The organism is Novosphingobium sp. CF614 (assembly GCF_900113255.1).
Classification (GTDB): Bacteria; Pseudomonadota; Alphaproteobacteria; order Sphingomonadales; family Sphingomonadaceae; genus Novosphingobium.
In genome coordinates, this window is sequence record NZ_FOOR01000004.1 from 177,765 (window position 1) to 202,257 (window position 24,493).

Here is a 24,493-nt window from a genome sequence, read left to right on the forward strand (position 1 = left end):
TGAACCTCCATCCGGATGATATGCATGGAAATTGGCGATAATCCGGTTCATCTGGACGATCTCGACCGCAAGATCGTGGCCGTGCTGCGCCAGAACGGACGCATCACCATGACCGACCTGGCCAGGGAAGTGGGGATGTCGAAAACGCCGTGCCAGGTGCGGTTGCGGCGGCTGATCGACAGCGGCGTCATCCGGGGTTTCAGGGCCATCGTCGCCCCGGCCAGCCTGGGGCTCGATCATGTCGCCTTCACCGAGATCAAGCTGTCCGATACGCGCGAGGCGGCCCTGGACGAGTTCAACCGCGCGGTGCGCCGCATTCCCGAGGTGGAGGAATGCCACATGATGGCCAGCAGCTTCGACTACCTGCTCAAGGTCCGCACCGCCGACATCCGCCGCTACCGCGTGGTGCTCGGCGAAAAGATCTCGAGCCTGCCGCACGTGGCCAGCACTTCCACGTTCGTGGCGATGGAAACGGTCAAGGACGCCAGCAACTGAAGGCGGCTCGGATGGCGGTTCAGGCCGCCATCGCCATGTCCGGCTTGCTCAGCAGGGCGAGCAGCGAGATGCGGTTGAAGAACCACATCCGTTGCAGTTCCAGGCCGCTGTACTTACGCAGCGTGTTGGCGAAAGTGTAGGGCGTGTACCAGACGTTGTGATCGGGGTGCACGCCTTCCAGGAAGGTTTCGCTGTCGGCAAGGTAGTCGAAATGGCGGGCGCGGCACTGGAAGGCGTCGGGCACCGAGATCAGGAACAGCGAGGCGTCGACCGCTTCGATCTGCCCCAGGAAACCCGCGACGTCGGAAACGTGCTCCATCACTTCGGGCACCAGCACCACGTCATAGCGGCCGGTGGCCTGGGCGAAATCGGTGAACAGCCGGCCCTTCACATGCGGCCGCAGCGCCTCCAGCGCCTCGTCGTGCGGGTCGAGCCCGTCGAGCTGCGCGCAGTGCGCCTCCAGCGCGACGTGGAGCGAAGTCCTGGGATCGGTGATCGGCCAGTCGGCGCAGCCGACATGGAGCACCCGCTTGCCGGCGCAAAGCCCGCGCAGCACGTCGAGCCGGCCAAGCTGCGCCAGCTCGGCGCTCACCGGCACGCGCTGCAGGAAGTAGGGCGCATGGATCTTCTCGAGCGGCGAGGTTCCTGCCGGCTTGGACGCTGCGGCGGGCGGGGGGGCGGCAGGCGGGGGGGCGGCAGGCGGGGGGGCGACGGGCGACTGGGTCGGCTCGGCGATCGGCGTGGCGGCCGGCTGCCGGCCGCTGCCCAGCGTCGAAACGTCGGCCTGGTGCAGCTTGTCGTAGCCGCGCAGCGTCGAGCCCCAGAGCTGGTGGGCATAGACCGGATCATCGCCCTGGTAGGTCACGCCGGTGAAGTGGCGGGGAATGAAATAGTGGCTGGGATAGATGCGCAGCGGCGTATAGCCGAACTTGCGGTAGCATTCGGTCAGCCGCAGCGGCCCCACCGTCTTCCACGCCATGTCCTGCACGACCGAGGGTGACACCGCGATGTCCTCGATGATCTGCTTGACGAAAGGATTGCCGGCGGCGCAGCCGAAATAGCCGGCGGCGATCAGCCCGGGCCGGGCGATTTCGCTTTCCCAGCAGGCGAAGGCCTCGCAATCGAGCAGCGCGTCGTCGAGCGGGCGGGAACAGATCGAATCGGCGTCGAACACCAGGCCGCCGTGCTCGTGCAGGATTTCCCAGCGCATCATGTCGGCAACGCCGTTGAACTCGCGGGTGCGCATTTCGGCCATGTGGCGCGCGTTGATCCAGGCGCGGCCGTCAAGCTCGGCATTGCCCCAGAGACGCAGCTCCCAGTCGGGATGGGCGGCCCGCCAGGTGTCGATGCAGTTGTCCGGCCGCTTGCTCTCGTCGCCCACCCAGATGAAGTGGAAGATTTTGGGTATCATGGTGCTCGGGTCCCCACGGCCGGCGCCGCCGACCTTCATTGCCGAAACCTAAAGCCACACGGTGAACCAAGCCCGAAACCGTTCTAAGGGCATTTCCCTATGGGAGGAGATCGGAAGAAGGTCCTTCCCGGGCCAGGCCGGGAAGGACAGGCGTCAACCGCCCAGGGTGGGCGCTTCTTGCGAAGACGGTGGGCCGGAGCGGCCCGGAAAGGCGCGGACGGCGCCGCTCCGGCCATGCGGCCGGATGGCCGCAATGGGATTGACACGGCCGGATGGCCGCAATCGGCGTAACTTCGGCCGGATGGCCGCAATTGCTCCGTCAATCGCGCGGGATCACCCAGCGGATCGTTCCGGAATAGCTGCCCGCGACCCGCTCGCCGGCGGCGTCGGTCGCCGGATCGAAACGCGCGCGTCGGGTCACGTTGCGGCAGGTGGCGGCATCGAGCCCGGGATAGCCGCTCGATTCGACGATGGTGCAGTCAGTCACCCGGCCGCCGGAATCGATGGCGAGAAGAAAGCGGACGGTGCCCGCATGGCCGGCGCGGATATCGAAGGTCGGGTAATCGTCGGTGGTAACCCAGCGCGCAAGATCGCCGCGCGCCTTGGCGGCGGCCGGCGTGAAGCGGGCCGGCGGATCGGCGGGGACGGGCCGTATGTAGGTATAATCGCCGGTGCCCTCGTTGTCGGTGGGCCCGGTCGCAGGCTGCGGCGTGACCTCGACCGAGGAATTGTTGGGAACCGCGACCGTGGGCTTCGCGGCATCGACGAAGGTGTCCCGCACCAGCGGCTTTTCCGGATTGGCCTTGGGCGGATCGACCGGATCGGTCGGCAGGGGCGCGGTGGGGTAGAACTGGGTGGGCAAGTGCCGCGGCGGGTCGGGCTCGATGAAGGCCACCGCGAAGCCGTTGACCAGCGCCAGGGCCAGCCCGGCCTGGATCAGGGCAACCGTCCCTCCGGTCAAGGCCTTGCGGCCATTGCCTGAATTCCCATCGAGATACGACATGGGCATTCCTCTCCATCTGCGGCCATATTCCTGCGATCCATCGCAGGCCCGGCTCGGTTCATGGCTGGAAGCGTATCACAATCGTTTTGATTGGGAATAGTTTTTTACTAAGGAAACCAAGTGTTTAATGATCCATGACTATAATAGCCATGCTTAGTTTCGCGGGACTCGTGGAAATGCGCGGGGCGCGAAACATGCAGTGAACGATCACTGAACAAATACCGGGCCCCATCCCCTGAAGGGGGCACGGCTTCGCGGGTTCCGGCAAGGAATTTGCTATCGTCAGCGCGCCGCCGCCAGCGCTTTCTGCCGGCGACGTTGCACCGAGCTGCCGAGCCCGATCGCTTCGCGGTACTTGGCGACGGTGCGCCGCGCGAGTTCGAAGCCCTTGTCCCTCAGCAGGTCCACCAGCGCGTCGTCCGAAAGGATGGCCTTGGGATCCTCGGCATCGATCAGCCGGCGGATCGCCGCCTTGACCGCTTCGGCCGAAGCCCCGCCTTCGCCGTCCGCCGAGGCGACCCCCGAGCTGAAGAAGTACTTCAGTTCGTAAGTGCCGCGCGGGCAGTTGAGGAACTTGTTCGAAGTGACGCGGCTGACGGTCGATTCGTGCATGCCGATCGCTTCCGCGACCGTGCGCAGGGTCAGCGGCCTGAGATGCGAGACGCCGTGGCGAAAGAAGCCGTCCTGCTGCTTCACCAGCTCGGTCGCGACCTTGAGGATCGTCCTTTGCCGCTGGTCGAGCGCCTTGATGAGCCAGTTCGCGTCGGCCAGCTTCTCCGACAGCCACGCGCGCGACCCCTTATCGTCGCACGTGCCCTTGAGTTCGACGTAGTAGCCGCGGTTGACGATCAGGCGCGGCAGCGTCGCCTGGTTGAGTGCGATGTCCCAGCCGCCGTCGGCGCGCGGCGCGATCAGGATGTCGGGCGTCACCGCGCCGCTCGGCTCGCCGCCGTAGCGCAGGCCCGGCTTGGGATCGTAGCCGCGCAGCTCTGCCAGCATGTCGGCGAAATCCTCGTCATCGACCCCGCACATCCGCTTGAGCCGCGCCAGCTCGCCGCGCGCGACAAGATCCAGGTTGTCGATCAGCCTGGCCATGCAGGGATCGTAGCGGTCGGCCTCCCTGGCCTGCAGGGCGATGCATTCCGACAGGCCGCGCGCGCCCACCCCGGTGGGATCGAGCGACTGCACGACGGCCAGACCCTGCTCGACCCTGGCCAGCGCGATGCCGAGATCGGCGGCCAGTTCGGGCAGCGCCGCCGTGAGGTAGCCGGCCTCGTCGAGGTGGCCGATGATGTAGCGCGCGATCCCCGCCAGCACCGCGTCGCCTGCGGCGGTGCCGACTTGCGCCTCCAGGTGTTCCGCCAGCGTCTGTCCGCCGCCGGCGCGTTCGTCGATGCCGGGGCCCTCCTCGCCGCCCATGCCGCGAAGGTCCGCTCCCCAGGCGGCATCCTCGGTCATGCGCTGCCCGTCGCCGGTGTCGCGGTCGCGGTCGAGCGCGGTGGCATCGATGTCCAACGGCCGGTCGTCGGCGCCGCGCCCCTCGCCGATCAGCTGGTCGACCGGCGATCCCTCCAGCGTGGTGCGCCGGGCCTCCTCGGGCATCTCGACGGTTTCGGCCACCGGCTCGCCGGCCTGCGTGCCCACGTCCAGCAGCGGATTGGCTTCAAGCGATTCGCCGATGAAGGCCTCGATCTCAAGATTGGACAGCGCCAGCAGCTTGATCGCCTGCTGGAGCTGCGGGGTCATCACCAGCGACTGGCTTTGCCTGAGATCGAGGCGAGGCCCCAGCGCCATGGCTCAGTCCCGCGCTTGGATGCGCCCTTCGGCAAGCCCGGGGCGAGCGGGTTCCATATCGCGATGCACCCCCGCCCATGCCGAACCCCGAGCTTGCCGAAGGGTCGAAGCCCCTGGACGGATCACAGCGTGAACCCCTCGCCCAGGTAGAGGCGGCGCACGTTCTCATCAGCGACGAGCGCCTCCGGGCTGCCGGCGAAGAGCACCTGGCCGCCGTAGATGATGCAGGCGCGGTCGACGATGTCGAGCGTCTCGCGCACGTTGTGGTCGGTAATCAGCACGCCGATCCCCCGCGTCTTGAGATCGCGCACGAGTTCGCGGATATCGGCGATCGAGAGAGGATCGATGCCGGCGAAAGGCTCGTCCAGCAGCATGATCGAAGGCGTGGCGGCCAGCGCGCGGGCGATCTCGCAGCGGCGGCGCTCACCGCCCGAAAGCGCCATCGCCGGGCTCGATCGCAGGCGGGTGAGGCCGAATTCGTCGAGCAGACGCTCCAGCTCTTCCCGGCGCACCGCCTTGTCCGGCTCGTTGAGTTCGAGCACGGCTTCGATATTCTGCTCCACCGTCATGCCCCGGAAGATCGAGGTTTCCTGCGGCAGGTAGCCGAGGCCCAGGATCGCGCGGCGGTACATCGGCAGCCGCGTGACGTCGACGCCGTCCATCAGGATGCGGCCCGAATCCGGCCGCACCAGCCCCATGATCGAATAGAAGCAGGTCGTCTTGCCGGCGCCGTTGGGGCCCAGCAGGCCCAGCACCTCGCCCTTGGCCACCGACAGCGAGATATCGGTGAGCACCGCGCGCTTGTCATAGCTCTTGGCGATCGAAATGACTTCGAGCCCGCCCTTCTCGGCAACCAGCGCCGCGCTTGCGGCCAGGCCGCCCTGCTCCCTCGAAAGATCAGTCGTTCCGGTCATCCCTGCGGGGTTTACGCAGGGAGCCCGGCAACGGCAAGCCGGCATTTCGGCTCCAATGGCTGCTGTTGGCAGGTTTCATGCATGGCCCATGCCCGCGAAGCCCGCCGGCGTGGTTGCCCGCCGCATTCCCTGCATTCATGCCGCACTTGCGAAAAACGAAACCGAACTTGATTCGAACGCAATTAAGTGTTCTAGTCAGGGAATCGGACGAAGGGAGAGTCGCCTGATGAACAACGGCACGAACCACAGCGCGGTCCATCCAGCCGCGGTGCTCGACAGCAGGCAGGCCATGATGACCGACTGGCGCCGCAAGATGAGCGATCATGTCGCCTATGCCCTGCTGGTATACACGGCGCTGCAGATCTTCGTGACGATCGGCGCGCTCAAGTCGAGCGGCGGATCACTGCTTCCCTACCTCGCCCTCATCATTCTGGTGGTGGCCATCATCCCGGCCTGCCGCCGGTTCGAATCGCGCTGGGGCCGGCTTACCGACGAACAGGCCCACGATCCGGCATTGGCGCCCTACTATCGGCGCGATCGCCTGGTGCTGTGGATCCTCGCGATCGGGCTGCCCTTCGCGCTGACCGGCCTGTTCAAGGGCCTTGCACTCGCATTCACCTGATTTGTCATCCTTCCGCGCGCCGGAAGAAGACTTGACGCAACTCCCGTTTGCCCTTCGCCCGCGCGGCGACTAGGGCATGGCGCTCGCGCGGCCGCGCGAATGGCTTTAGGGAGTCGCTGTTCACATGCTCAGTCCGGAACAGGCCAGGGACCGCGCCCAGGACCTGGTCGAACGCGCCCGCCGCGCCGGGGCGGATGCCGCCGACGTGGTGTTCGGCGCCAATTCGTCCGAAGGCATCCAGATCCGGCTGGGCAAGCTGGAGGATGTCGAACGTTCCGAAAGCGAGCATATCGCCCTGCGGGTGTTCGTCGGCCACCGCTCGGCCAGCATCGGTTCCTCCGATCTTTCGCCCCAGGCGCTGGACGAACTGGCCGCGCGCGCCATCGACATGGCCCGCGCCGCGCCCGAGGATCACTATGCCGGCCTCGCACCGGAAGAACTCCTGGCCGGCGGTCCCTGGCCCGAGCTGGACCTGGTCGACGCTTCCGAACCCAGCCCCCAGTCCTTGCGCGCGATCGCCGAGGAAGCGGAGGACGCCGCCCGCGCCATCGCCGGCGTGACCAATTCCGACGGCGCCTCGGCCAGCTCAGGCCTGGGCATCTTCGCGCTCGCCACCAGCCACGGCTTCGTCGGCGGCTACGGCTCGACCAGCCATTCGATCAGCGTCTCGGTGGTCGGCGGCGAGGGATCGGGCAAGCAGCGCGACAACGCCTGGCGCTCCGCCCACCACGCGGCCGACCTGCCGCCGCCGGCGGAAATCGGCAAGGAGGCGGGCCAGCGCACTGTCGCCCGGCTCGATTCGGGCCGGATGAAAAGCGGGCCGATGCCGGTGGTGTTCGATCCGCGCGTCGCCGGCACGCTGATCGGCCACCTGATCGGCGCCATGTCCGGCAATGCGATCGCCCGCCGTTCCAGCTTCCTGCTCGACAAGCTGGGCGAACAGATCCTGGCGCCGGGCACGACCATCGTCGAGGAGCCGCACGCCCCGCGCGGCCTGCGCTCGCGCCCGTTCGACGGCGAGGGCCTCGCCACCCGCGCGCGCAACCTGGTGGAGGACGGCAGGATCACCGGCTGGCTGCTCGATTCGGCCTCCGCCCGCCAGCTCGGCATGACGCCCACCGGCCATGCCGCGCGCAGCGGCGGCGGCGCGCCGAGCGTCTCGGTCGGCAATGCCCACCTGGCCGCCGGCCCGCTCTCGCCCGCCGAGCTGATGGCGGACATCAAGGACGGCGTCTACGTGACCGAACTGATCGGCCAGGGCGTCAACGGCATCACCGGGGATTACAGCCGCGGCGCCTCGGGCTTCCGCATCGTCGACGGCAAGCTGGCCGGGCCGGTCTCCGAATTCACCGTGGCCGGCAACCTGCTCGCCATGTTCGCGCGGCTCACCCCCGCGAACGACCTGGAGTGGTATCGGGCGATCAACGTCCCCACCGTTCGCGTCGACGGGATGACCGTGGCCGGCGGCTGAGCGGAAAAACGCCGCGCGGGCCTGACTTTCATCATGACGAACCGTTCCGGAGCGGTTAGGAGCGCGGCGATGTTCGCGCTGCGCCAATTCTTCAGGGACCGTCCGACCTTGGCGGCGCTGCTGCTGGCGGCGGTGCTGTGCCTGAAGATCGTCATGCCGGCGGGCTACATGCCGCAAGCGCAAGGCGAAGGGATCGTCGTCGCCCTGTGTTCGTCCGCGGCGGACGGCGCCTCGGTGCTGATCCGCGTGGGCCAGAAGGACGGCCACGAAGCCGCCGGCAAGGCCATGGACCATCCCTGCATCTTCGCCTCGCACGGCGCCGCCATGCTGGGCGCGGCGCCGCCGGCGATCGCGCTGGCCGCGCTGCTCTTCGTCTTCGCCGTCGCCATCCTGCGCCGGCCGCTCGCCTTGCCGGCACCCGGCGGACAAATCCGGCCGCCGCTGAGAGGCCCACCCCTCCCCGCCTGATCCCATGCCATGCCGCCGGCCGTCAGCGCCGCGCGGACCGGAATGACATGCGCGCGGCGCCGCCAGGCGGACGCCGCCGCGCCGATCAGGTGACTATCATCATGACCAGGATTCTCCTCGCGCTCGGCGCGAGCCCGCTTGCCCTGCTTGCTTTTGCCGCGCACGCCGAAGAGGCGGCCGACACCCAAAGCGCCACCGACACCATCCTCGTCGTCGGGCAGACCACCAAGGCCATCAGCATCGAGCCGCGCGGCCTTTCCGTCAGCCTCGGCGACGAACAGTTCGCGGGCATCAACGCCCAGAACGTGGAAGACCTGATGAAGTACGCGCCCGATTTCTTCGTGCGCAAGCGCTACGCCGGGGATTCGAACGGCGTGCCCGGCTTTCGCGGCACCCATTCCACGCAGAGCGCACGCACGCTGGTGATGGTGGACGGCTTCACGGTCTCCAACTTCCTGGGCAACTCGTTCGGCTATGCGCCCAAGTGGGGGGTGGTCGGGCCCGGCGAGGTCGAGCAGTTCGACGTGGTCTACGGCCCCTATTCGGCGCGCCATGCCGGCAATTCGATGGGCGGGATCGTGAGCATCACCACCCGCTCGCCAGACCGGACCGAGGCCTTCGTCACCGTGCAGGGCCTGGCCCAGCCTTACGACCAGTTCGCAACACACGATACCTATTGGGGCTATTCGGCGGAGGCGGGCTTCGGCGCGCGGCAGAAGGACGGGCCGTGGTCCATCCGCCTGTCCGGCCGCCATTTCCGCAACGACGGCCAGCCGATGAGCTTCTACGGCGGCACGCCGCCGGCCGGCACCACCGGCGCGGTGATCGATCCCGGGCAGGCCATTCCCAATGCCCCCGGCCTGCCGACGTTCCCGATCCTGGCCGCGCAGAGCCCCGCCGCCATCACCCAGGACCAGGCCAAGCTGCGTATCGGCTATGACGGCGAGGGGGGCGCGACCGGCGAATTGCTGCTGGCCTACTGGCACAACCTGGACAGCCAGACCGCGCCCGACTGCTACTTGCGCGACGGTGCCGGCAATATCGCCTGCCCCGCCGGCGCCAAATGGTCGCGCACGCTGCGCGACGAACTGCTGGCGGGCCTCAGGCTCGCCGCGCCGCTGTCCGGCGCGGTCGGCGTGCAGGCCAGCGTCTCGACCTACCAGATCCTGCGTTCGGACGGCTTCACCTCGAACAGCTGGGCTGCCGGCGCGAGCGACGGCGCGGGCCTGCTCGCGCGGCAGGGGCCGACCTACTGGTGGACGGGCGAACTGACGCTCACCGCCGACCTGGCGGGCGCGCAACTGGCGGCGGGCGGCAGCGCCAATCTCTACGCCACCGACGCCGCCAACCATACGACCTCCCACTGGCGCAGCGATGAAGGCGCGGCGTTCTCCTCCCGCACTTTCGGCAAGACCCGCGACCTGGCCGCCTGGGCCGAACTGCGCGTGCCGCTCGATCCGGTGACGCTGACGCTGGGCGCCCGCTTCGAGGACTGGCGCGCCTTCGACGGCGGCATCACCCGCTTCGGCACCGGCGCGCTGGCGGGCCGGCGGGTGACCGGGCGCTATGCCAGTCGCCACGCCGCCGGCTTCCAGCCCAAGGCCTCAGTCACATGGACGATCGATCCCGATAGCGAGCTGCAGCTGAGCCTTGCCAAGGCGACGCGCTTTCCCACCGTCGGCGAACTGTTCCAGGGCAGCCTCAACGGCGACGGCAGCTTCAACCCGGACAGCTTCGATCCCAACCTCAAGCCCGAGCGTTCGACCGACGCCAACCTCCTGCTCGCGCATCGGTTCGGCGGGATCAAGCTGACCGGCTCGGCCTTCTGGCAGCGCGTGAAGGACACGATCTTCTCCTTCACCGGCTTCAACGCCAACGGGGTGACGACCGCCAGCTTCAAGAACATCGACGTGACCCGGCAATACGGCTTCGAACTGATCGCCGAGGCACGCGGCATGCTGGTGCCGGGCCTCGATATCGATGCCAACCTGGCCTGGATCGATTCGATCACGGTCAGGAACCACGCCGCCCCCGCGGCCGAGGGCGTGCAGTTCCCGCGCATCCCGCGCTGGCGCCTGAACGGCAACTTGCGCTACCGCGTGGCCCGGCCGGTCCTGGTCTCGATCGGCATGCGCTATGCCAGCCGGCCGAACACCGACCTGCTGGGCACCCAGCGGGGCGACACGTTCGGCTATGCCTCGGAACTGTTCGCTCTCGACGCCAAAGTGAACTGGGAGGTGACCGGCCAGCTCCGCGTCAGCGCGGGCGTGGACAACCTGACCAACGACCGGGCCTGGGTCTATCACCCCTACCCGCAGCGCAGCTTCCTGCTGGAAGCGGGGTGGAAACTATGAGCGGACAGGCCGAACCGCGTTACGAGCGCTGGTATCGCGCGGTCTGGCGCTGGCATTTCTATGCCGGGCTGTTCTGCGTGCCGTTCGTGCTGTGGCTTTCGATCACCGGCGGGATCTATCTGTTCAAGCCGCAGATCGAGGCCGCGCTTTATGCGCCGTACCGCCATGTCGCGAGCGGCGATGCGCCCATGCTCCCGCCCGCCGCGATCGCGGCACGGGCGGTGGCCGCGGTGCCGGGATCGGTGCTGCACAAATATGTCCTGCCCGGCGCGCCCGGCGATGCCGTGCAAGTGCTGGTCGGCAAGGGTCCGCGGGACATCCGTGTCTGGGTCCATCCGCGAAGCGGCGCCGTGCTTCACCAGGTGGCGGAGGAAGACCGGCTGATGCGCGTGGTCTTCCGCCTCCACGGCGAACTGCTGGCGGGCGACCCGGGATCGGCGCTGGTCGAGGCGGCAGCCTGCTGGACCGTGGTGATGCTGATGACCGGCCTGTTCCTGTGGTGGCCGCGCGGTGGGCGCCTGGCCGGGGTGTTCTGGCCGCGCCTGCGCAAGGGCGGCGGCCTGTTCTGGCGGGATCTTCACGCCGTAACCGGCCTGTGGATCGCGCTGGGCGCGCTGTTCCTGATCGCTTCGGGCCTGCCCTGGGCCAAAGCCTGGGGCGATTACTTCAGGCAGGTCCGCCAGATCACCGGGACCGTGGCGGGCCGGCAGGACTGGTCCGCCGGTTCCGCCGTCGACGCCCGTGAACGGGCAGCGGCCGATGCCGGGATGCGGATGGCGATGTCCGATCATGCCCAGCACGCGGGAATGATGATGCCCCGGTCCGTGGCGGGCACGCCGCCGGCGGCGCTCGACGCGGTCGTGGCCAGGGCGCGGACCCTGCGCTTTGCCGCCCCGGTAGAGATCAGCCCTCCGGCCGCGCGCGGCGCGCCCTGGCAAGTGCGCAGCCAGGCGGAGAACCGGCCCTTGCGCGACAGCGCGGAGGTCGCCGCGGACGGCAGGCTGATCGGCGTGCAGCGCTTCGCCGACCGGCACTGGCTGGACCGTGCCGTCGGCTACGGCGTGGCGATCCACGAAGGCGCCTGGTGGGGCCTGGCCAACCAGCTCGCGAACCTTGCGGTGCTGCTCGGTCTGGTCACGCTGGCGCTTTCGAGCATCGTGCTGTGGTGGCGCCGGCGGCCGGCCGGAATCCTGGGGGCACCGGCGTCCCTGGCGCCGCTGCGCCATAGCTGGCTGCTTGTGGCGCTGGTCCTGGCATTGGCGCTGCTCATGCCGCTCTTCGGCATCTCGCTCGGGCTCGCCGTCGGCTTCGAATGGGCGCTCAAGCGGGCGATGCCACGGCTTGCCGCCGCGATGGGCTGGCGCCGCCGGCGGGCACCGCCCGGAACATGAAGCGAGAGCGGTCGGCTCGATACAAACGCTATCCCCCGCCGGCGATGCCGAAGCGGCTTTCGGCGCCCCGGGCGTGCATTTTCATGTTTCCTACAAGGGCCCACCTGTGGCTTATACTGGTGAATGCAGACATCCGATTCCCGCTGGCCCCGATATGTCCGCGCCTCCTTGCGCGGCCTGGCCGCGCTCGTGTCCGCGGTAGCGGGAATGGCAAGGCGCATGCGGAACATCGCCGCCGCCGCGAGCGGGCGCGGAGCGGATCCCGGGCGCGATGCCCTAGCGATAGCCGCGCCCCAGCTTCATCGCCTGCCGGCTCTCGGTGAAGATCGAGCCCGCCGTCACCCGCGTGCCGCGCAGCACCAGGACGACCGTGTCCCCCGCCTCGATCTTCACGTCCTCGGAAGGATGGACGAAGCTCTGGCCGTTGGGCCGGTCGATCTGGACCAGGAAGAAGGCGCCGTTGCCGCGCCGCTCCGCCTCGCCGACGGTGGCGCCGGCCAATGCCGACTTTTCCGGAACCGTCACCGCTTCGATCTCCAGCCCGAACTCGTGCAGCCCGCGCTTGAGATCGCGCACTTGCGGCGCCTCGCCCAGGAACCGGGACGTGGTGGGGTAAAGGATCATCTCGGCGATGCGCTCGGCGCCGATGTGGGTGGGCAACACCACCTTGTCGGCGCCGGCATGGATCAGCTTGCCCTCGGTCGTCGGATACTCGCCGCGCGCGATGATCTCCATGCGCGGGTTGAGGTTGCGCGCGGAAAGCGTGATGAACACGTTGAGCGCATCGTCGGGCAGCACCGTCGCCAGCACCCGCGCGCGCTCGATCCCCACCGCGCGCAAGGTCGCCTCGTCGGTGGCGTCGCCCTTGAGCGTGAGATGGCCGGCGGCCTCGGCCTCGGCAAGCTTGGCCGGATTGCGGTCGAGGATGATGTAGGGCGTGCGCGCCCGCTGCAATTCGATGGCAAGCTGCTTGCCGATGCGGCCATAGCCGCAGATGATGGCGTGGTCGGTCAGGCGGTCGATCTGGCTCTGCATGCGGTCGATCCCGAGAATGTTGCGAATCTGGTAATGGGCGAAAACCTGGACGAGCGCGCCGGTGAAGAAGATCATGCCGGTGCACCCCAGCACGATCGTCGCCATCGCCAGCGCGCGCAGCCAGGCGGTGTCGACCGGACGGACCTCGCCATAGCCGACCGAGAAGATCGTCAGCGTCACCATGTAGGCGGCATCGTCCAGGCTCCACCCCTGCGCGACGAAGCCGGCGGTCGCCAGCACGAACACGCCCACCACGAACACGGCGGCGCCCGCCAGGTTCTGGATCGGCGAGCCCAGCACGCGCCCGGCCGCTGCCTCTATCCTGTCGTGCTCACCGACCATCGGCCACCATCACCCCCACCCATCGCGCCACGCCGTCCCGCCCGACGAACCTGCTCACAAGCGAATCGCTTGTCCAGCGATCGGTGTCCAGCGACTCGATCAATTTCCCGGCCAATTTCCCGGCGCCCAATCCGGCGCGGCAAGTTCGAAGCCCGCGAATTCGAAGCCGGGCGAAACCACGCAGCTCACCAGCGCCCAGCCCCCGAGCGGTTCGGCCGCCTGCCAGTGGCCGGCGGGCACGAGCAGCTGCGGCACCTCCCCCGCCAGAACATCGCCGCCCAGCACCCGGCGCGATACGGGGCCGGCATCTTCCGGGGCGATCGACAGCGCGATCGGGCTGCCGGCATGCCACAACCAGATCTCGGCGGCATCGACCCGGTGCCAGTGCGACGCCTGCCCCGCTTCCAGCAGGAAGTGGATCGCGGTGGCGCGCGCCCGGATGCCCGGCGCGGCCTCCGCCTTCCAGGTCTCCCGATACCAGCCGCCTTCGGGATGGGGTGCGAGAGCAAGGCGCGCGATGATGGCCGCCGCCGCTTCGGAATCCGTCTGCATGGTCCTGTTCCCGTCGGCAATTGCCGGTGTGCGGCGCGATCGTGTTCTGTATAGGAAGCGCGAAGGGAGGGGAATCGGGGTCATGCCACATCCGCTCGGTATCGAGCTGCTCACGGTCCTGGGAATGGGGCCGGTCGAACACGTCACGCTGGCGGCGGACCTTGGCTGCACCGGTGTGTCGCTGGGCCTGGCGCAGCTGCCGCTGAACCCTTGCGGGTATCCGGCATGGTCGCTGCGCGAGGATGCCGGGCTGCGGCGAGAGCTCAAGGCGGTGCTGCGCGAGCGCGGCGTGGTGATCTCGATTGCCGAGGGGATCTCCGTCTCGAGCGGAATGGACGTCTCTCAGCGCGCCGCCGACATGGACCTGCTGGCCGAACTCGGAACCCGCCGGATCAGCGCGGTCGACGCGGGCGCCGAGCGCGAGCGCGCCATCGATCAATGCGCCAGGCTTTGCGAAATGGCGCGCGAACGCGGCATGGAGTTTTCGATCGAGTTCTGCCCGGTCTACACGATCCGCAGTCTGCCCGACGCGCTGGAGGCGGTGCGCCGGATCGGCGAGGACAAGGCGAGCGTGGTGATCGATTCCATGCATTTCTTCCGCTCCGGCGGCACCGTGCGCCAGATCGCCGAACTCGATCCCGCGCTGATCGGCCATGTCCAGCTGTGCGACGCGGCGCGCAAGACCGGCGGCGACTATCGGTGGGAAGCCAGGGCGAACCGGATCACCCCCGGCGAGGGCGACCTGCCCTTGCGCGAATTCGTCGATGCCTTGCCTCGCGGCCAGATGCTGGGCCTGGAAGTGCCGTCGCTGGGCGCCCTGCAAAATGGACGCCCCATGCAGGAATGGGTCGCGGAGGTCGTCATGAAGACGAGGGAACTGCTGGCTTAGGGCCCTCTCCACTCCCGCCCGCTCGTCAAAGGGTGTGCTTCGACAAGCTCAGCACCAGCGGGGGTGGGGGGCAGAGATGAGTCTCGCTTCAAGAGACTTGGTATCAGTCCGCGTCGGAACCGAAGCGTACCCTGGCGCGGACACCCAATGTCCTCGGCTCGCCCAGCAGCGCGGTGACGACCCCGCGCGAAAGCGTATCCGTGGCAAAAGTGTAATAGTGCTTCTCGGTCAGGTTGTTCACGAAGAACCCGAGATCGAGCGGCGCCCCGCCGACGTCCTTCCAGTCGGCTGCCAGGTTCAACGTCGAATAACCGTCGATATGCGAGAATTCGCGGCCGGAAGAAAAGTATCCGCTGGTGTGCTGCCAGGTGCCGGATAGGGTCAGCCTGCCAAGGGCATCGTCGATCGGCAGGGTGTAGCCGGCCCTCACATAGGACTTGAACTTGGGGGCAAGCGGAAACGGCCGGCCGACCGATTCGGATTCGATGACGATCGGGTAGCCCGGCGGGGGAACCGAAGGCGAATTGACCTCCAGCAGCTTCGTGTTCAGGTAGGTCATGCCGCCCGTGAGCCTGAAACCAGCGAACGGTTCCACGCCCGCATCCGCTTCAAGGCCATAGAGACGGGACTGCGCTGTATTGGCGATCCCCGTCGTGGTTCTCGCCCCATTGATGTCGGACCAGGTGTTGAGAAACTGCTGCTTGCCGAAATCGTTGTAGAACGCGGCAAGATTCAGGAAGCCCGGCACGGCCCCATGCCAGCTTGCCTTTCCGCCGACCTCGTAGCTGTCCAGCTTTTCCGGCCCGAAAGTCTTGTAAGGCGCCAGCGAGCGGGAATCGACCGTCCCCTGGCGATAGCCCCGGGCATATTTCGCATAGAGCAGCGTATCCACGCTCGGCTTGTAATCCAGGCTTATCAGCCAGGTCGGCGCGCTCGTCTTGAAATAGCCGCTGGCCGGGGTGACGATGATGCAATCCGGCAGGACGCCGTTGGCGTTGCTGCACGATGTGATGATCCTGCCGCCGACGAAACGGTAGGTGCGTTGCTCGTCGATACCCTTGGACGCGTTTTCCGAATAGCGGATGCCGGCGGTCAGCCGCAGGCTGTCGGTGATGCTGTAGATGCCTTGCGCGTAGATGCCGAAATCCCGGTACGTGGTGTTTCGCAGCCCCTCCGTCACCGAACCCGTCGCGCCGTAGGGCGACTGGCAGACAAGATTGGCAATGTCGCTGCACAGCAGCAGGTTCCTGCCCTTGGTGCCGACGTAGGGGTCAAGCGTCTTGCTCGATTCGAAGTAGCCGCCGGCCTGCCAATCCAGCTTTCCATCGAGGCTGATCGCATGCAGTTGCAGTTCTTCCGTGAAGGTCGACTGGGCATTGGAATAGAGCCCGGGCGCGGCGTTTGCCTGGGCCAGGAAGATGACCGAGCCGGTGTAGTTGCCGTTCGTTCCCTGCGCTCCGGCAACCGGATCATCGGCCCTGATCTTCCAGTATGTACCCAGCGGATCCTGCGAAACGATATTGCGCAGCTCGCCGTAAGTGACGATGTTCTTGAGCGTCACGTCATCGCTAACGTTCCACGTCGTGGTATTGATGAACTGCCATTGTTTCAGATAACTGCGAGGATCTTCTATCGGGTTTTCGACGGTGTAGAAATCACCCGTCGCCCGAATCCGGGCAAGCGAATCGCAGGCCATCAGGCCCGACGGCACGTTTCCCAGCATCGCGGTCGAATTGCACCGCGTCGGCTGGGGCGTGGATCCCACCGTATCGGACTTCGCGAAAGTCGCGATGGTGTAGTTTTCCAGGTCGGGCGTCAGGGGTTGCAGGAAGCTGATGCGTCCGGCGATGTAGTTGACATTGCCCATCCGGTCAGGCCCGATGCCGATGTTCTTGATATAGCCGTCCCGCGTCATCCGATCGAAACCCAGGCGCAGACCGCCTTCGCCGACCGGGATGTTCACCACCCCCTGCAACCTGGTCATGTCGTAGTTGCCGTAGGATCCCTCGACGTAGCCGCCGAATTCGGAAGTCGGCTTCCTGGGCACCAGCAGGACCGCGCCGCCCGTCGTGTTGCGCCCGAACAGCGTACCCTGCGGCCCCTTGAGCACCTGCACGTTCTGCAAGTCGAAAAACGAACCCGGACCGGCGCCTTCACCGGACTGGACGGACGAGGCGCCGCGCAGCGCCACCGCTTCCGCGAAATAGACCGCGACCGACGGCGCCGTGAACACGTCCTGGATAAAGCCGCGGATCGAAAACGTCGTGTTCTCCACGCCGAAACGCGGATTGGCGGTCAGCGAGGGGGTGAATGCGGCAAGATCGTTGGGATTGGCGACATTGCGCTCGTCAAGCTGCTGCTGCGTATAGGCCGTGATCGCGATCGGAACGTCCTGCAGCTTTTCCTCGAAACGCCTCGCCGTGACGACAATGGTTTCCTCGCTCTCGATGCCGCCCGCCTTGTTCGTCGCGGGCTGATCGGCAACTTCATCCGCAAGCGCCGCCACCGGCAGGATCGCAAGCCCCGACGCCAGCAAAAACGACCATTTCCCGGAATTGCACTTCATGGCCAACTCTCCCCTGTCTTGACTCATTCGATGCTTGTTTTTCGGCCAGCCTCCTCCCCAATCTTGCCTATGGCCAAAGTGGGGATGGCATGGCTCAAGGTGGTTTGATCGCATCGATCAAGCCATGGCGCCAGCTCTCGAATCGGCGCGAAGGGGCTTTTCGCCAGGCGATTGCCAGGACGCCGGGAATGATGGGGAGGGTTGCTTGCGAAGCGCGGCAACGAATGCGAGCGGTCGCGGCGCGCCCGGGCGACGCGAAAGGGCCTGATGCCAAGCCTCCTTGTGTCCCGTTGCCTTCGTCATTGCGAGCCGCCGAAGGCAGCGCGGCATGGCCAAGGCGGTTTTGCCTTGCCCTGGATTGCTTCGGCGGCTTCGCCGCCTCGCAAAAGGGGGGAAGATGAAGAGACTTGGCCTGACACGTCCGGCTCGCCGGCGTGTCAGGCCGTTTCCGGCAGTTGGTTCAATGCGCCGATTGCAGCGTCGTCTGGTTGCCGCCGGCCAGCTTCGCATTCGGCTGAGCCTCATGCTTGCCGACCCCGACGCCGACGTTCACCGCCGCGCTCATGTCGATCACCTTGTCGACATTGGCGGCGATCTCCTCGGGAGTCAGGTTTTCGCTGGTATGGCCCTGGTTCTGCATGACCGCCGTGCGCAGCACTTGCCCGCCACCGCAGGCCAGCAGGACGCCGTTGAGCGGGCAACTCTCATGCGCGAGATAGACCGCCGCCGGCGAGCACAGCTCGGGCGGGAAGATCTGGCCCAGCCTGGCGAAGGATTCCGGCGGCCGGCCATAGACGTGCGACATGACCTCCGGCGAAGACATCCGTGTCGCCACGCGCGGCGAGAAGCCGTTGACCGCGATGCCGTATTTCGGTGCTTCGGCAGCCAGCGCCAGGGTAAGGCCGATCACCCCTCCCTTGGCGCCGCCATAGGCGGTCATCATTTCATGAATGCCCAGCGGACCTTCGGACACGGTGTTGACGATCCGCCCGCCGCCGTTCTTCATGAAGTGCTTCCAGACGGCCTGCGAAACCAGGACCGTGCCGAAGTAGTGGACATCGATCATGCGCCGAAAATCGTCGAAAACGTGATTTTCGAACAGTTCCGGCCCATTGATGCCGGCGTTGTTGATGGCAACGTCGAGCCGGCCGAAACTGTCGAGCGCGGTCTCGATCATGGCGGCGACGCCCTTTTCCTCGGTCACCGATTCGCAGCTGGCCACCGCCTCGCCGCCGGCAGCGCGGATCTCGTTCACGACTTCGCCGGCGGGACCGTCCGAACCGCCGGTTCCGTCGAGCGCCACGCCCCGGTCGGCGACGACGATGCGTGCCCCGCGCGATGCCAATGCCAGCGCGTGCGAGCGTCCGACCCCGCGTCCGGCGCCCGTGATGAGAACCACTTTTCCGTCAAATCGAAGTTCGCTCATCGTCCCGACCTTTCCCGGATTTCCCTGCCGCACGCGATCAGCGCGCCATGAACCCGCCATCGACGAGGATCGCCTGGCCGGTGATGAAGGAAGCGTCTTCCGAGGCGAGGAAGGCCACGACCTTGCCGATTTCCTCGGGCTCGCCCCAGCGGCGCAGCGGCACCTTCAGCGTCTCGTTGATAAGCTTCGCGCCGCCGTCCTCGGCCTCATAAAGGGGCCGGGTCAATTCGGACTTGATGTAGCCCGGGCACACGCAATTGACGCGGATGTTGTGCTTGCCGTTGGCAATCGCGAGCGTCTTGGTCATCCCCAGCACCGCATGCTTCGCAGCCGGATAGCCGGTGCCCTCGATCTTCTGCGCCAGCGAGCCGGTAACGCTGGAAAGCGAGCCGATGGTGATGATCGAGCCGCCGCCCTGCGCCTCCATGATCGGCAGAACTTCGCGGCAGGCGAAGTACGGCGCCTTGAGGTACATGTCGATCTGGAAGTGCCATCCGGCCTCGTCGGCGGCGGTCGGCGCGCCGGCGCTGTTCACGAGGATGTCGAGCCGGCCGAACTCCTTGGCAACCGCCGCGATCGTCTCGACGATCGAGGCTTCCTTCATCGCGTCGGTGTACATGAATTTGGCCTTGCCGCCCTTGGCGACGATGCCCTCGATCACGGCCTTTGAACGCTCCTCGTTGATGTCCCCGAGCACCACCATCGCGCCCTCGGCCGCGCATGCCTCCGCCGAGGCCCTGCCCAGGCCCGACGACGCGCCGATCACCAATGCAATCTTATCCTGCAACTTCACTGGAATTCTCCCTCGTACTCGTTCGGCCGCGGGCGGGAACCGCTGTTCCCCCGCACCGGCATCCGGTTGCGATCAATCAAACATCGTCAGGTCGATATCGGGCAGGTATCGCGGCGCCCGCTTCTCCCGGAAGGCGGTGAGCGCCTCCTTGGAATCCGGGTGTCCGCTCATGCGCACGGTGCCCGCCTGCTCGAACTTGTAGCCGGTCTCGAGGTCCATCCACTCGACCTTGTCCAGGATGCGCTTCGAAGCGCGCACCGCCGTGGGGCTGTAGGCCGCCACCCGCGCGGCAAGGCGCTTGGCTTCCTCCACATGCTTGCCCGGCTCCGAGACGATCAGGCAGCCGCCCGCCGCGAACAGTTCCTGCGCCGACATCGGCTTGCCGGTGAAATACATCCGCCTCACCAGGGGGAACGGCGCGATGCGCGCCAGGTGCCGTGCCCCGCCCATCACGCCGACGGTCAGTTCCGGCAGGCCGAAGCTGGCATCGGGATCGGCAACCACGAAATCGCACGAACCCGAGAGCGCGAGGCCGGTGCCCAGCGCCGCGCCGTGGATCGCGCCGATGACCGGAACCGCGCAACCCGAGATGGCGTAGAACGCCTCCCGCACGCGCCACATCCGCTCCGTGCCGTTCTCCGGCGTCATATTGGCGAATTCTTCCAGGTCATTGCCGGCGCAGAAATGCTTGCCGGTCCCGCCCAGGACGATGACCCGCACCCCCTTGCCGACCCGGTCGACATGATTGAACAAGTCGGCGATCTCGATGTACATGTCGCGATCGACGGCATTGGCCGGCGCGCGATCCAGCATGACCGTCAGAATACCGTCAGCGTCGAGTTCCGTGCGAAGATACTTGTACGAAGGCATGGATCCAGGGTTCTCCGGTTATGGGGCCCGCTCGGGGCTCAACTGTTGGCTCCGCCGGCGTGGCGGGCGGCTCGGTAGCCGAATATGAACGAGGCGCCGATGCTGGCGCCGGCTCCGGGATAGACCGCCCCGGTTACGCCGGCGGTGACGTTGCCGGTGGCGTAGAGACCTTCGATCACGCTGCCATCGTCCTTGAGGACGCGGCCGTTCTCGTCCGTCACCAGCCCGCCATACGTGCCGACATCGCCGGGATAGAGCTCCACGGCGTAGAACGGCGCTTCGTCCACGGTGCCCAGCGTGGGGCTGGGCTTGTGCGTCGGATCGCCGAAATAGCGGTCATAGGCGCGCTCGCCGCGATGGAAATCCTCGTCGCGGCCGGCGGCGACGAAACCGTTGAAGCGCGCGACGGTCTCGGCCAGGCCGGCCTTGTCGATCCCGCATTTCCCGGCCAGCTCTTCCAGCGTCGCGGCCTTCTTCATGTAGCCGCTGCTGATCCACTCCGACGGGGTATAGCGCGGCGGCGTCAACGCCCAGGCATAGCGCGCGCGGTGGCGGCTATCCATGATCGCCCAGCACGGCACGGCGCCCGCCTTGTAGATGTTCTGCCCGGTTTCCATGTAGCTGCAGGATTCGTCGGTGAAGCGCTTGCCGTGCTTGTCGACCACGATCAGGTGCGGCTTGGCGAGTTCGTTGGCATGGACGCCGATGTTGCCGTTGGGTTGCCGCGAGGAAACCACCCAGATCGCCCTGTCAAGACCATGCGTGGCCGCGCCCAGGCCCATCACCGCCTTGAGCATTTCGCCGGTGTCGCCGGGATTGGAAACGGTCCATTCGGTGAAGGACGGTTGCGGCCCGTATTGCTTGCGCATTTCCGCGTTGCGGGCAAAGCCGCCGGCATTCACCAGCACGCCGCGGGTGGCGCCGATCCGCACGTCCTTGCCATCGCGGCGTGCGACGACGCCGGTGACCCTGCCGTTCTCGACGATCAGATCAGTGGTCGGGCAATCGGTGCGAATGTCGATGCCGGCCTTGAGCGCGGTGAACAGCATCCAGCCCTGGATGGCCGCGCCGCTACCGGCGTATTCCGTGCCCAGCAGCTTGCTTTTGACGATCCGCGCGCCGACCTTGATGCTGGTCAGCGCCCCGGCCAGGGTGCGGGTCGCCAGCGTCATCTTGTGTCCTTCGACACCCTGTACCGGCAGCCGCAGGAAGTTGCGGCGAAGCTTGTCCTTCCACGGGCCAAGCTTGCGCACGTCGAACAACGCCATGCCGAGCGAGCGACCCAGCGGCTGACCGCCGGGCTGCTCGTCGTAATAGTCGGACCAGCCCTTGCAATAGACCATCGGGATGCCCTTCGCGCGCAGCCAGTCGATCATCGCCGGACCGGTTTCGACATAGGCCTTCTTGCGGGCCAGGGTCGATCCGGGCTGTTCGGGCACCAGGCCCTGGAGATATTCGAGGCCCCGTTCCGGCGAGTCGTCGACACCCGCCTCGCGCATCAGCGAGTTGCCGGGAACCCAGATGATCCCCCCGGACATCGCCGTGGACCCACCCACCAGCGGCTCCTTTTCGAGGATCAGCGGACGCATCCCCTGATCGACGCAGGCCAGCGCGGCGCACATCGAACCGCCGCCGCTGCCGACGATCACGAAATCCGCCGTCTCGTCCCAGTTGCTCACTGCCTTGCGCCTCTCTCGTCCCGGTTTTCTGGTTCTGTCGGTGCGTTATGTCCGCCTGGGCGCCTCACCAGTCAACGAATTCGGTTGCGCGCAGGAACAGGCGCTGCGGCCTGCCGCCCCACGCGGTATCGAACATGGCGCGCTTCAGCCAGACATGCGCGTCGAATTCCCACGTGAAGCCGATGCCGCCGTGCAGTTCGGTGCACATGCGCGCGCAGATATCATAGACTTCGGTGGTCTGCGCTTTCGCCAGCGAGACGGCGTGGCTCGCCTTCTCGGGCATGCGGGCATATGTGTAGGCCGCGAACCAGTAGAGCCCGCGCGTCGGTTCCACTTCGACCACCACGTTGGCAAGCTGGTGCTTGATCGCCTGGAATTCGGCAAGCTTGGCGCCGAACGCCTCGCGCACCTGCACATAGTCGCGCGCCATCTCGGTGATCTTCCAGGCACCGCCATAGGCATCGGCCGAAAGCAGGGCGAGCGCCGCATCCCACACCCGCGTCGCGGCGGCGGGGCCGTTCTGGAGCAGTTCGACCTCGGCCTTGTCGAAATCGATCGAGCAGATCGGGCGCGTCAGGTCGAGGCATTCGAAAGTCTCGCAGGAGACGCCCGGCTTCGCCATTTCCACGACGCCGAGCCGTCCGCCCTCGATACCGACCACCACAAGCTGCGCGATGTCGCCATTGGGCACGTTGCGCTTGCGGCCCGAGATCGTCGTGCCTTCGGGCGCCATGCGCCAATCGGCGGGTGCCCAGGTGTCGTTACCCTCGGTCAGCGCGATCGAACCGAGCACTTCGCCCGAGGCGAGGCCGGGCAGCAGGCGCGCCTTCTGCTCCTCGCTACCGCCCTCGACGATCGCGATCGTCGCCAGGACGTGCCCAAGGAAGGGCACCGCGGCGGTGGAACGGCCCAGTTCCTCGGCGCAGATCGCAAGTTCGATAAGCGACAGGCCCATGCCGTCGTTCTCTTCGGGCACGATGATCGCGGTCAGGCCGAATTCGACCAGTTCCTGCCAGGTCTCTTCGTCCCAAGCCTTCTTGCCGTCGATCACCGCGCGCACGCGGGGCTGGATGCGATCGGCGGCAAGGATCTTGCCGATGGTCGCCTGCAGCTGCTGCTGGTCCTCGTCGAGACGAAACTTCACTTGCTTGCCTCCCGGTTGGAACGGGCGTTCACGCCAACGCCGTCGCGCGGCAGGCCGAGGACGCGTTCACCGATGATGTTGCGCTGGATATTGGACGAGCCGCCAGCGATGCGAATCTTGAGCGACTGGAGCGAGGCATCGACCCACTTGGCGTTGCCCTTGAGCCCGTCGGTATCGATACCCGGGTTCATCATCATCAGGTCGTCCGCCAGCAGGTCGCGGGTGATGTCGTCGAGCTTTAGCAGCATCTCGGTGAGATAGAGCTTCTGCAGCATCATGTAATCGCCCGAAGGCTCGCCCACGGCTTCCATCGACATGTCGCGATAGGCCGAATAGCGCATGGCCATGGCCCGCGCCTGCAACCGGGCGATGTCGGCACGGACGGCGGGATCCTCGATCGCCGGCTTGCCGTTGCGCATCGTCCCCTTCGCGGTCCTGACGCAGCGCTGGATGAGGTGATCGGCCCAGTTGATGCCCGAGAACGCCGCGCGTTCATAGCGCAGCAGCATGCGCGACACGTTCCAGCCGTTGCCGCGCCCGCCGACCACGGCGTCGATCGGGGCTTCGGCATTGGTGAAGAACACTTCGTTGAATTCCGGCTCGCCCGAGATCTGCTTGATCGGCCGAATCTCGACGCCCGGCTGGCGCAAGTCGAGCAGGAAATACGAAATGCCCTTGTGGCGCGGGGCCACGTCCTCCGGCTCGGTGCGGATCAGCGCCACCATGAACGGATACTTGTGGGCGCCCGAACTCCAGATCTTCTGGCCGTTGATGATCCACTTGTCGCCCACCAGTTCGGCGCGGGTCTTCAGCGAGGCAAGGTCGCTGCCCGCGTTCGGCTCGGAATAGCCTTGGCACCACATGAATTCGCGGCGCACCGTGGGCGGAATCCAGTAAGCCTTCTGCTCTGGCGTGCCATGCTGCAGCAGGACCGGAACGACACGACCGGTGCCGATATGGACCACCTCGGTCGGGGCGCCGTGCTTCTTGATCTCCTCACGGATGATCTCGCCCTTCAGGAAGTCGAGCGGCTGTTCGGAGCCGCCGTATTCCTTGGGAATCGAGCGCATCATGTAACCGGCCTCGGTCGCGCGCCGGCGGAATTCCTCTTCACGCTGCTTCAGGTCGCCGATGGATTCCGGCAGTGGCCAATTTTCCTTCAGAAACTCCTGGAGCTTGGCCCGGAATTCCTCATTTTCCTCGGAGTAGGACAAGTCCATCCGACCCGATCTCCTCTATGTACCTGTTTTCGGAACACGCGGCCGGGGCCGATT

20 protein-coding genes are annotated in these 24,493 nt (G+C 66.8%); 7 read left to right on the plus strand and 13 right to left on the minus strand.

What is annotated here, in order from left to right; translation table 11 throughout:
- Positions 1-24 precede the first annotated feature (24 nt).
- A complete protein-coding gene (locus BM052_RS06935) occupies positions 25-495 on the plus strand; it encodes an Lrp/AsnC family transcriptional regulator (RefSeq protein WP_091144827.1) in 471 nt (156 codons plus the stop codon).
- A gap of 19 nt (positions 496-514) precedes the next feature.
- On the opposite strand, the gene BM052_RS06940 is transcribed toward BM052_RS06935, so the two are convergent.
- The 4 genes from BM052_RS06940 to lptB all read right to left on the minus strand — a co-directional run bounded on the left by BM052_RS06940 (position 515) and on the right by lptB (position 5,617).
- Positions 515-1,906 carry a glycosyltransferase gene (locus BM052_RS06940; protein WP_091145044.1) on the minus strand — a complete coding sequence of 464 codons (1,392 nt, stop codon included), beginning with the start codon at positions 1,904-1,906 and terminating at the stop codon, positions 515-517.
- Positions 1,907-2,225: 319 nt separating this feature from the next.
- On the minus strand, positions 2,226-2,909 hold the full coding sequence (locus tag BM052_RS06945) for an energy transducer TonB (protein ID WP_091144829.1): 684 nt from the start codon (positions 2,907-2,909) through the stop codon (positions 2,226-2,228).
- 282 nt (positions 2,910-3,191) lie between these two features.
- Entirely contained in the window at positions 3,192-4,703 is a 1,512-nt protein-coding gene (gene rpoN, locus BM052_RS06950; RefSeq protein WP_091144832.1) for an RNA polymerase factor sigma-54, read from the minus strand.
- A 122-nt stretch (positions 4,704-4,825) separates the two neighbouring features.
- The gene (gene lptB / locus BM052_RS06955; RefSeq protein WP_091144834.1) at positions 4,826-5,617 is read right to left on the minus strand and encodes an LPS export ABC transporter ATP-binding protein; all 792 of its coding nucleotides are present in this window, start codon (positions 5,615-5,617) and stop codon (positions 4,826-4,828) included.
- A gap of 226 nt (positions 5,618-5,843) precedes the next feature.
- On the opposite strand from lptB, the gene BM052_RS06960 reads away from it, so the two are divergent.
- The 5 genes from BM052_RS06960 (at position 5,844) to BM052_RS06980 (ending at position 11,923) form a co-directional block, all read left to right on the plus strand.
- Positions 5,844-6,239, plus strand: coding sequence for a hypothetical protein (locus BM052_RS06960; RefSeq protein WP_255406005.1), 396 nt, complete (start codon positions 5,844-5,846; stop codon positions 6,237-6,239).
- A gap of 124 nt (positions 6,240-6,363) precedes the next feature.
- Complete coding sequence (locus tag BM052_RS06965; RefSeq protein WP_091144836.1) at positions 6,364-7,710, plus strand: TldD/PmbA family protein; 1,347 nt, start codon at positions 6,364-6,366, stop codon at positions 7,708-7,710.
- A gap of 69 nt (positions 7,711-7,779) precedes the next feature.
- Positions 7,780-8,178 carry a hypothetical protein gene (locus BM052_RS06970; protein ID WP_091144839.1) on the plus strand — a complete coding sequence of 133 codons (399 nt, stop codon included), beginning with the start codon at positions 7,780-7,782 and terminating at the stop codon, positions 8,176-8,178.
- Positions 8,179-8,279: 101 nt separating this feature from the next.
- Positions 8,280-10,532: a TonB-dependent receptor gene (locus BM052_RS06975; RefSeq protein WP_091145048.1), complete on the plus strand. Its 2,253-nt coding sequence runs from the start codon at positions 8,280-8,282 to the stop codon at positions 10,530-10,532.
- Positions 10,529-11,923: a PepSY-associated TM helix domain-containing protein gene (locus BM052_RS06980; RefSeq protein ID WP_091144840.1), complete on the plus strand. Its 1,395-nt coding sequence runs from the start codon at positions 10,529-10,531 to the stop codon at positions 11,921-11,923. The genes BM052_RS06975 and BM052_RS06980 overlap by 4 nt, the downstream gene beginning before the upstream one ends.
- A 276-nt stretch (positions 11,924-12,199) precedes the next feature.
- Here the strand turns inward: BM052_RS06980 and BM052_RS06985 are convergent, their stop codons facing one another.
- Together BM052_RS06985 and BM052_RS06990 are read right to left on the minus strand one after the other, a co-directional pair.
- Entirely contained in the window at positions 12,200-13,300 is a 1,101-nt protein-coding gene (locus BM052_RS06985; protein ID WP_091144843.1) for a potassium channel family protein, read from the minus strand.
- A 99-nt stretch (positions 13,301-13,399) separates the two neighbouring features.
- Entirely contained in the window at positions 13,400-13,852 is a 453-nt protein-coding gene (locus tag BM052_RS06990) for a cupin domain-containing protein (RefSeq protein WP_091144845.1), read from the minus strand.
- Between the two features lie 82 nt (positions 13,853-13,934).
- Between BM052_RS06990 and BM052_RS06995 the strand changes: the two genes are divergently transcribed.
- The gene (locus BM052_RS06995) at positions 13,935-14,741 is read left to right on the plus strand and encodes a sugar phosphate isomerase/epimerase family protein (RefSeq protein WP_091144848.1); all 807 of its coding nucleotides are present in this window, start codon (positions 13,935-13,937) and stop codon (positions 14,739-14,741) included.
- A gap of 103 nt (positions 14,742-14,844) precedes the next feature.
- Here BM052_RS06995 and BM052_RS07000 read toward each other — a convergent pair whose 3' ends face one another.
- The 7 genes from BM052_RS07000 to BM052_RS07030 form a co-directional block, all read right to left on the minus strand.
- Positions 14,845-17,307 (minus strand): TonB-dependent receptor, encoded by a 2,463-nt coding sequence (locus BM052_RS07000; protein ID WP_177198361.1) that lies wholly within the window; start codon positions 17,305-17,307, stop codon positions 14,845-14,847.
- 460 nt (positions 17,308-17,767) lie between these two features.
- Positions 17,768-18,733 carry an SDR family NAD(P)-dependent oxidoreductase gene (locus tag BM052_RS07005; RefSeq protein ID WP_177198362.1) on the minus strand — a complete coding sequence of 322 codons (966 nt, stop codon included), beginning with the start codon at positions 18,731-18,733 and terminating at the stop codon, positions 17,768-17,770.
- A 37-nt stretch (positions 18,734-18,770) separates the two neighbouring features.
- Positions 18,771-19,526, minus strand: a complete 756-nt coding sequence (locus tag BM052_RS07010) for an SDR family NAD(P)-dependent oxidoreductase (RefSeq protein ID WP_177198363.1) — start codon at positions 19,524-19,526, stop codon at positions 18,771-18,773.
- Positions 19,527-19,598: 72 nt separating this feature from the next.
- Positions 19,599-20,396 carry an enoyl-CoA hydratase-related protein gene (locus tag BM052_RS07015; RefSeq protein ID WP_091144857.1) on the minus strand — a complete coding sequence of 266 codons (798 nt, stop codon included), beginning with the start codon at positions 20,394-20,396 and terminating at the stop codon, positions 19,599-19,601.
- A gap of 38 nt (positions 20,397-20,434) precedes the next feature.
- Positions 20,435-22,075, minus strand: a complete 1,641-nt coding sequence (locus BM052_RS07020; RefSeq protein ID WP_255406006.1) for an FAD-dependent oxidoreductase — start codon at positions 22,073-22,075, stop codon at positions 20,435-20,437.
- A 64-nt stretch (positions 22,076-22,139) separates the two neighbouring features.
- A complete protein-coding gene (locus tag BM052_RS07025) occupies positions 22,140-23,219 on the minus strand; it encodes an acyl-CoA dehydrogenase family protein (RefSeq protein WP_091144859.1) in 1,080 nt (359 codons plus the stop codon).
- Entirely contained in the window at positions 23,216-24,439 is a 1,224-nt protein-coding gene (locus BM052_RS07030; protein WP_091144862.1) for an acyl-CoA dehydrogenase family protein, read from the minus strand. Before BM052_RS07030 ends, BM052_RS07025 begins: the two co-directional genes overlap by 4 nt.
- Between the last annotated feature and the right edge of the window lie 54 nt (positions 24,440-24,493).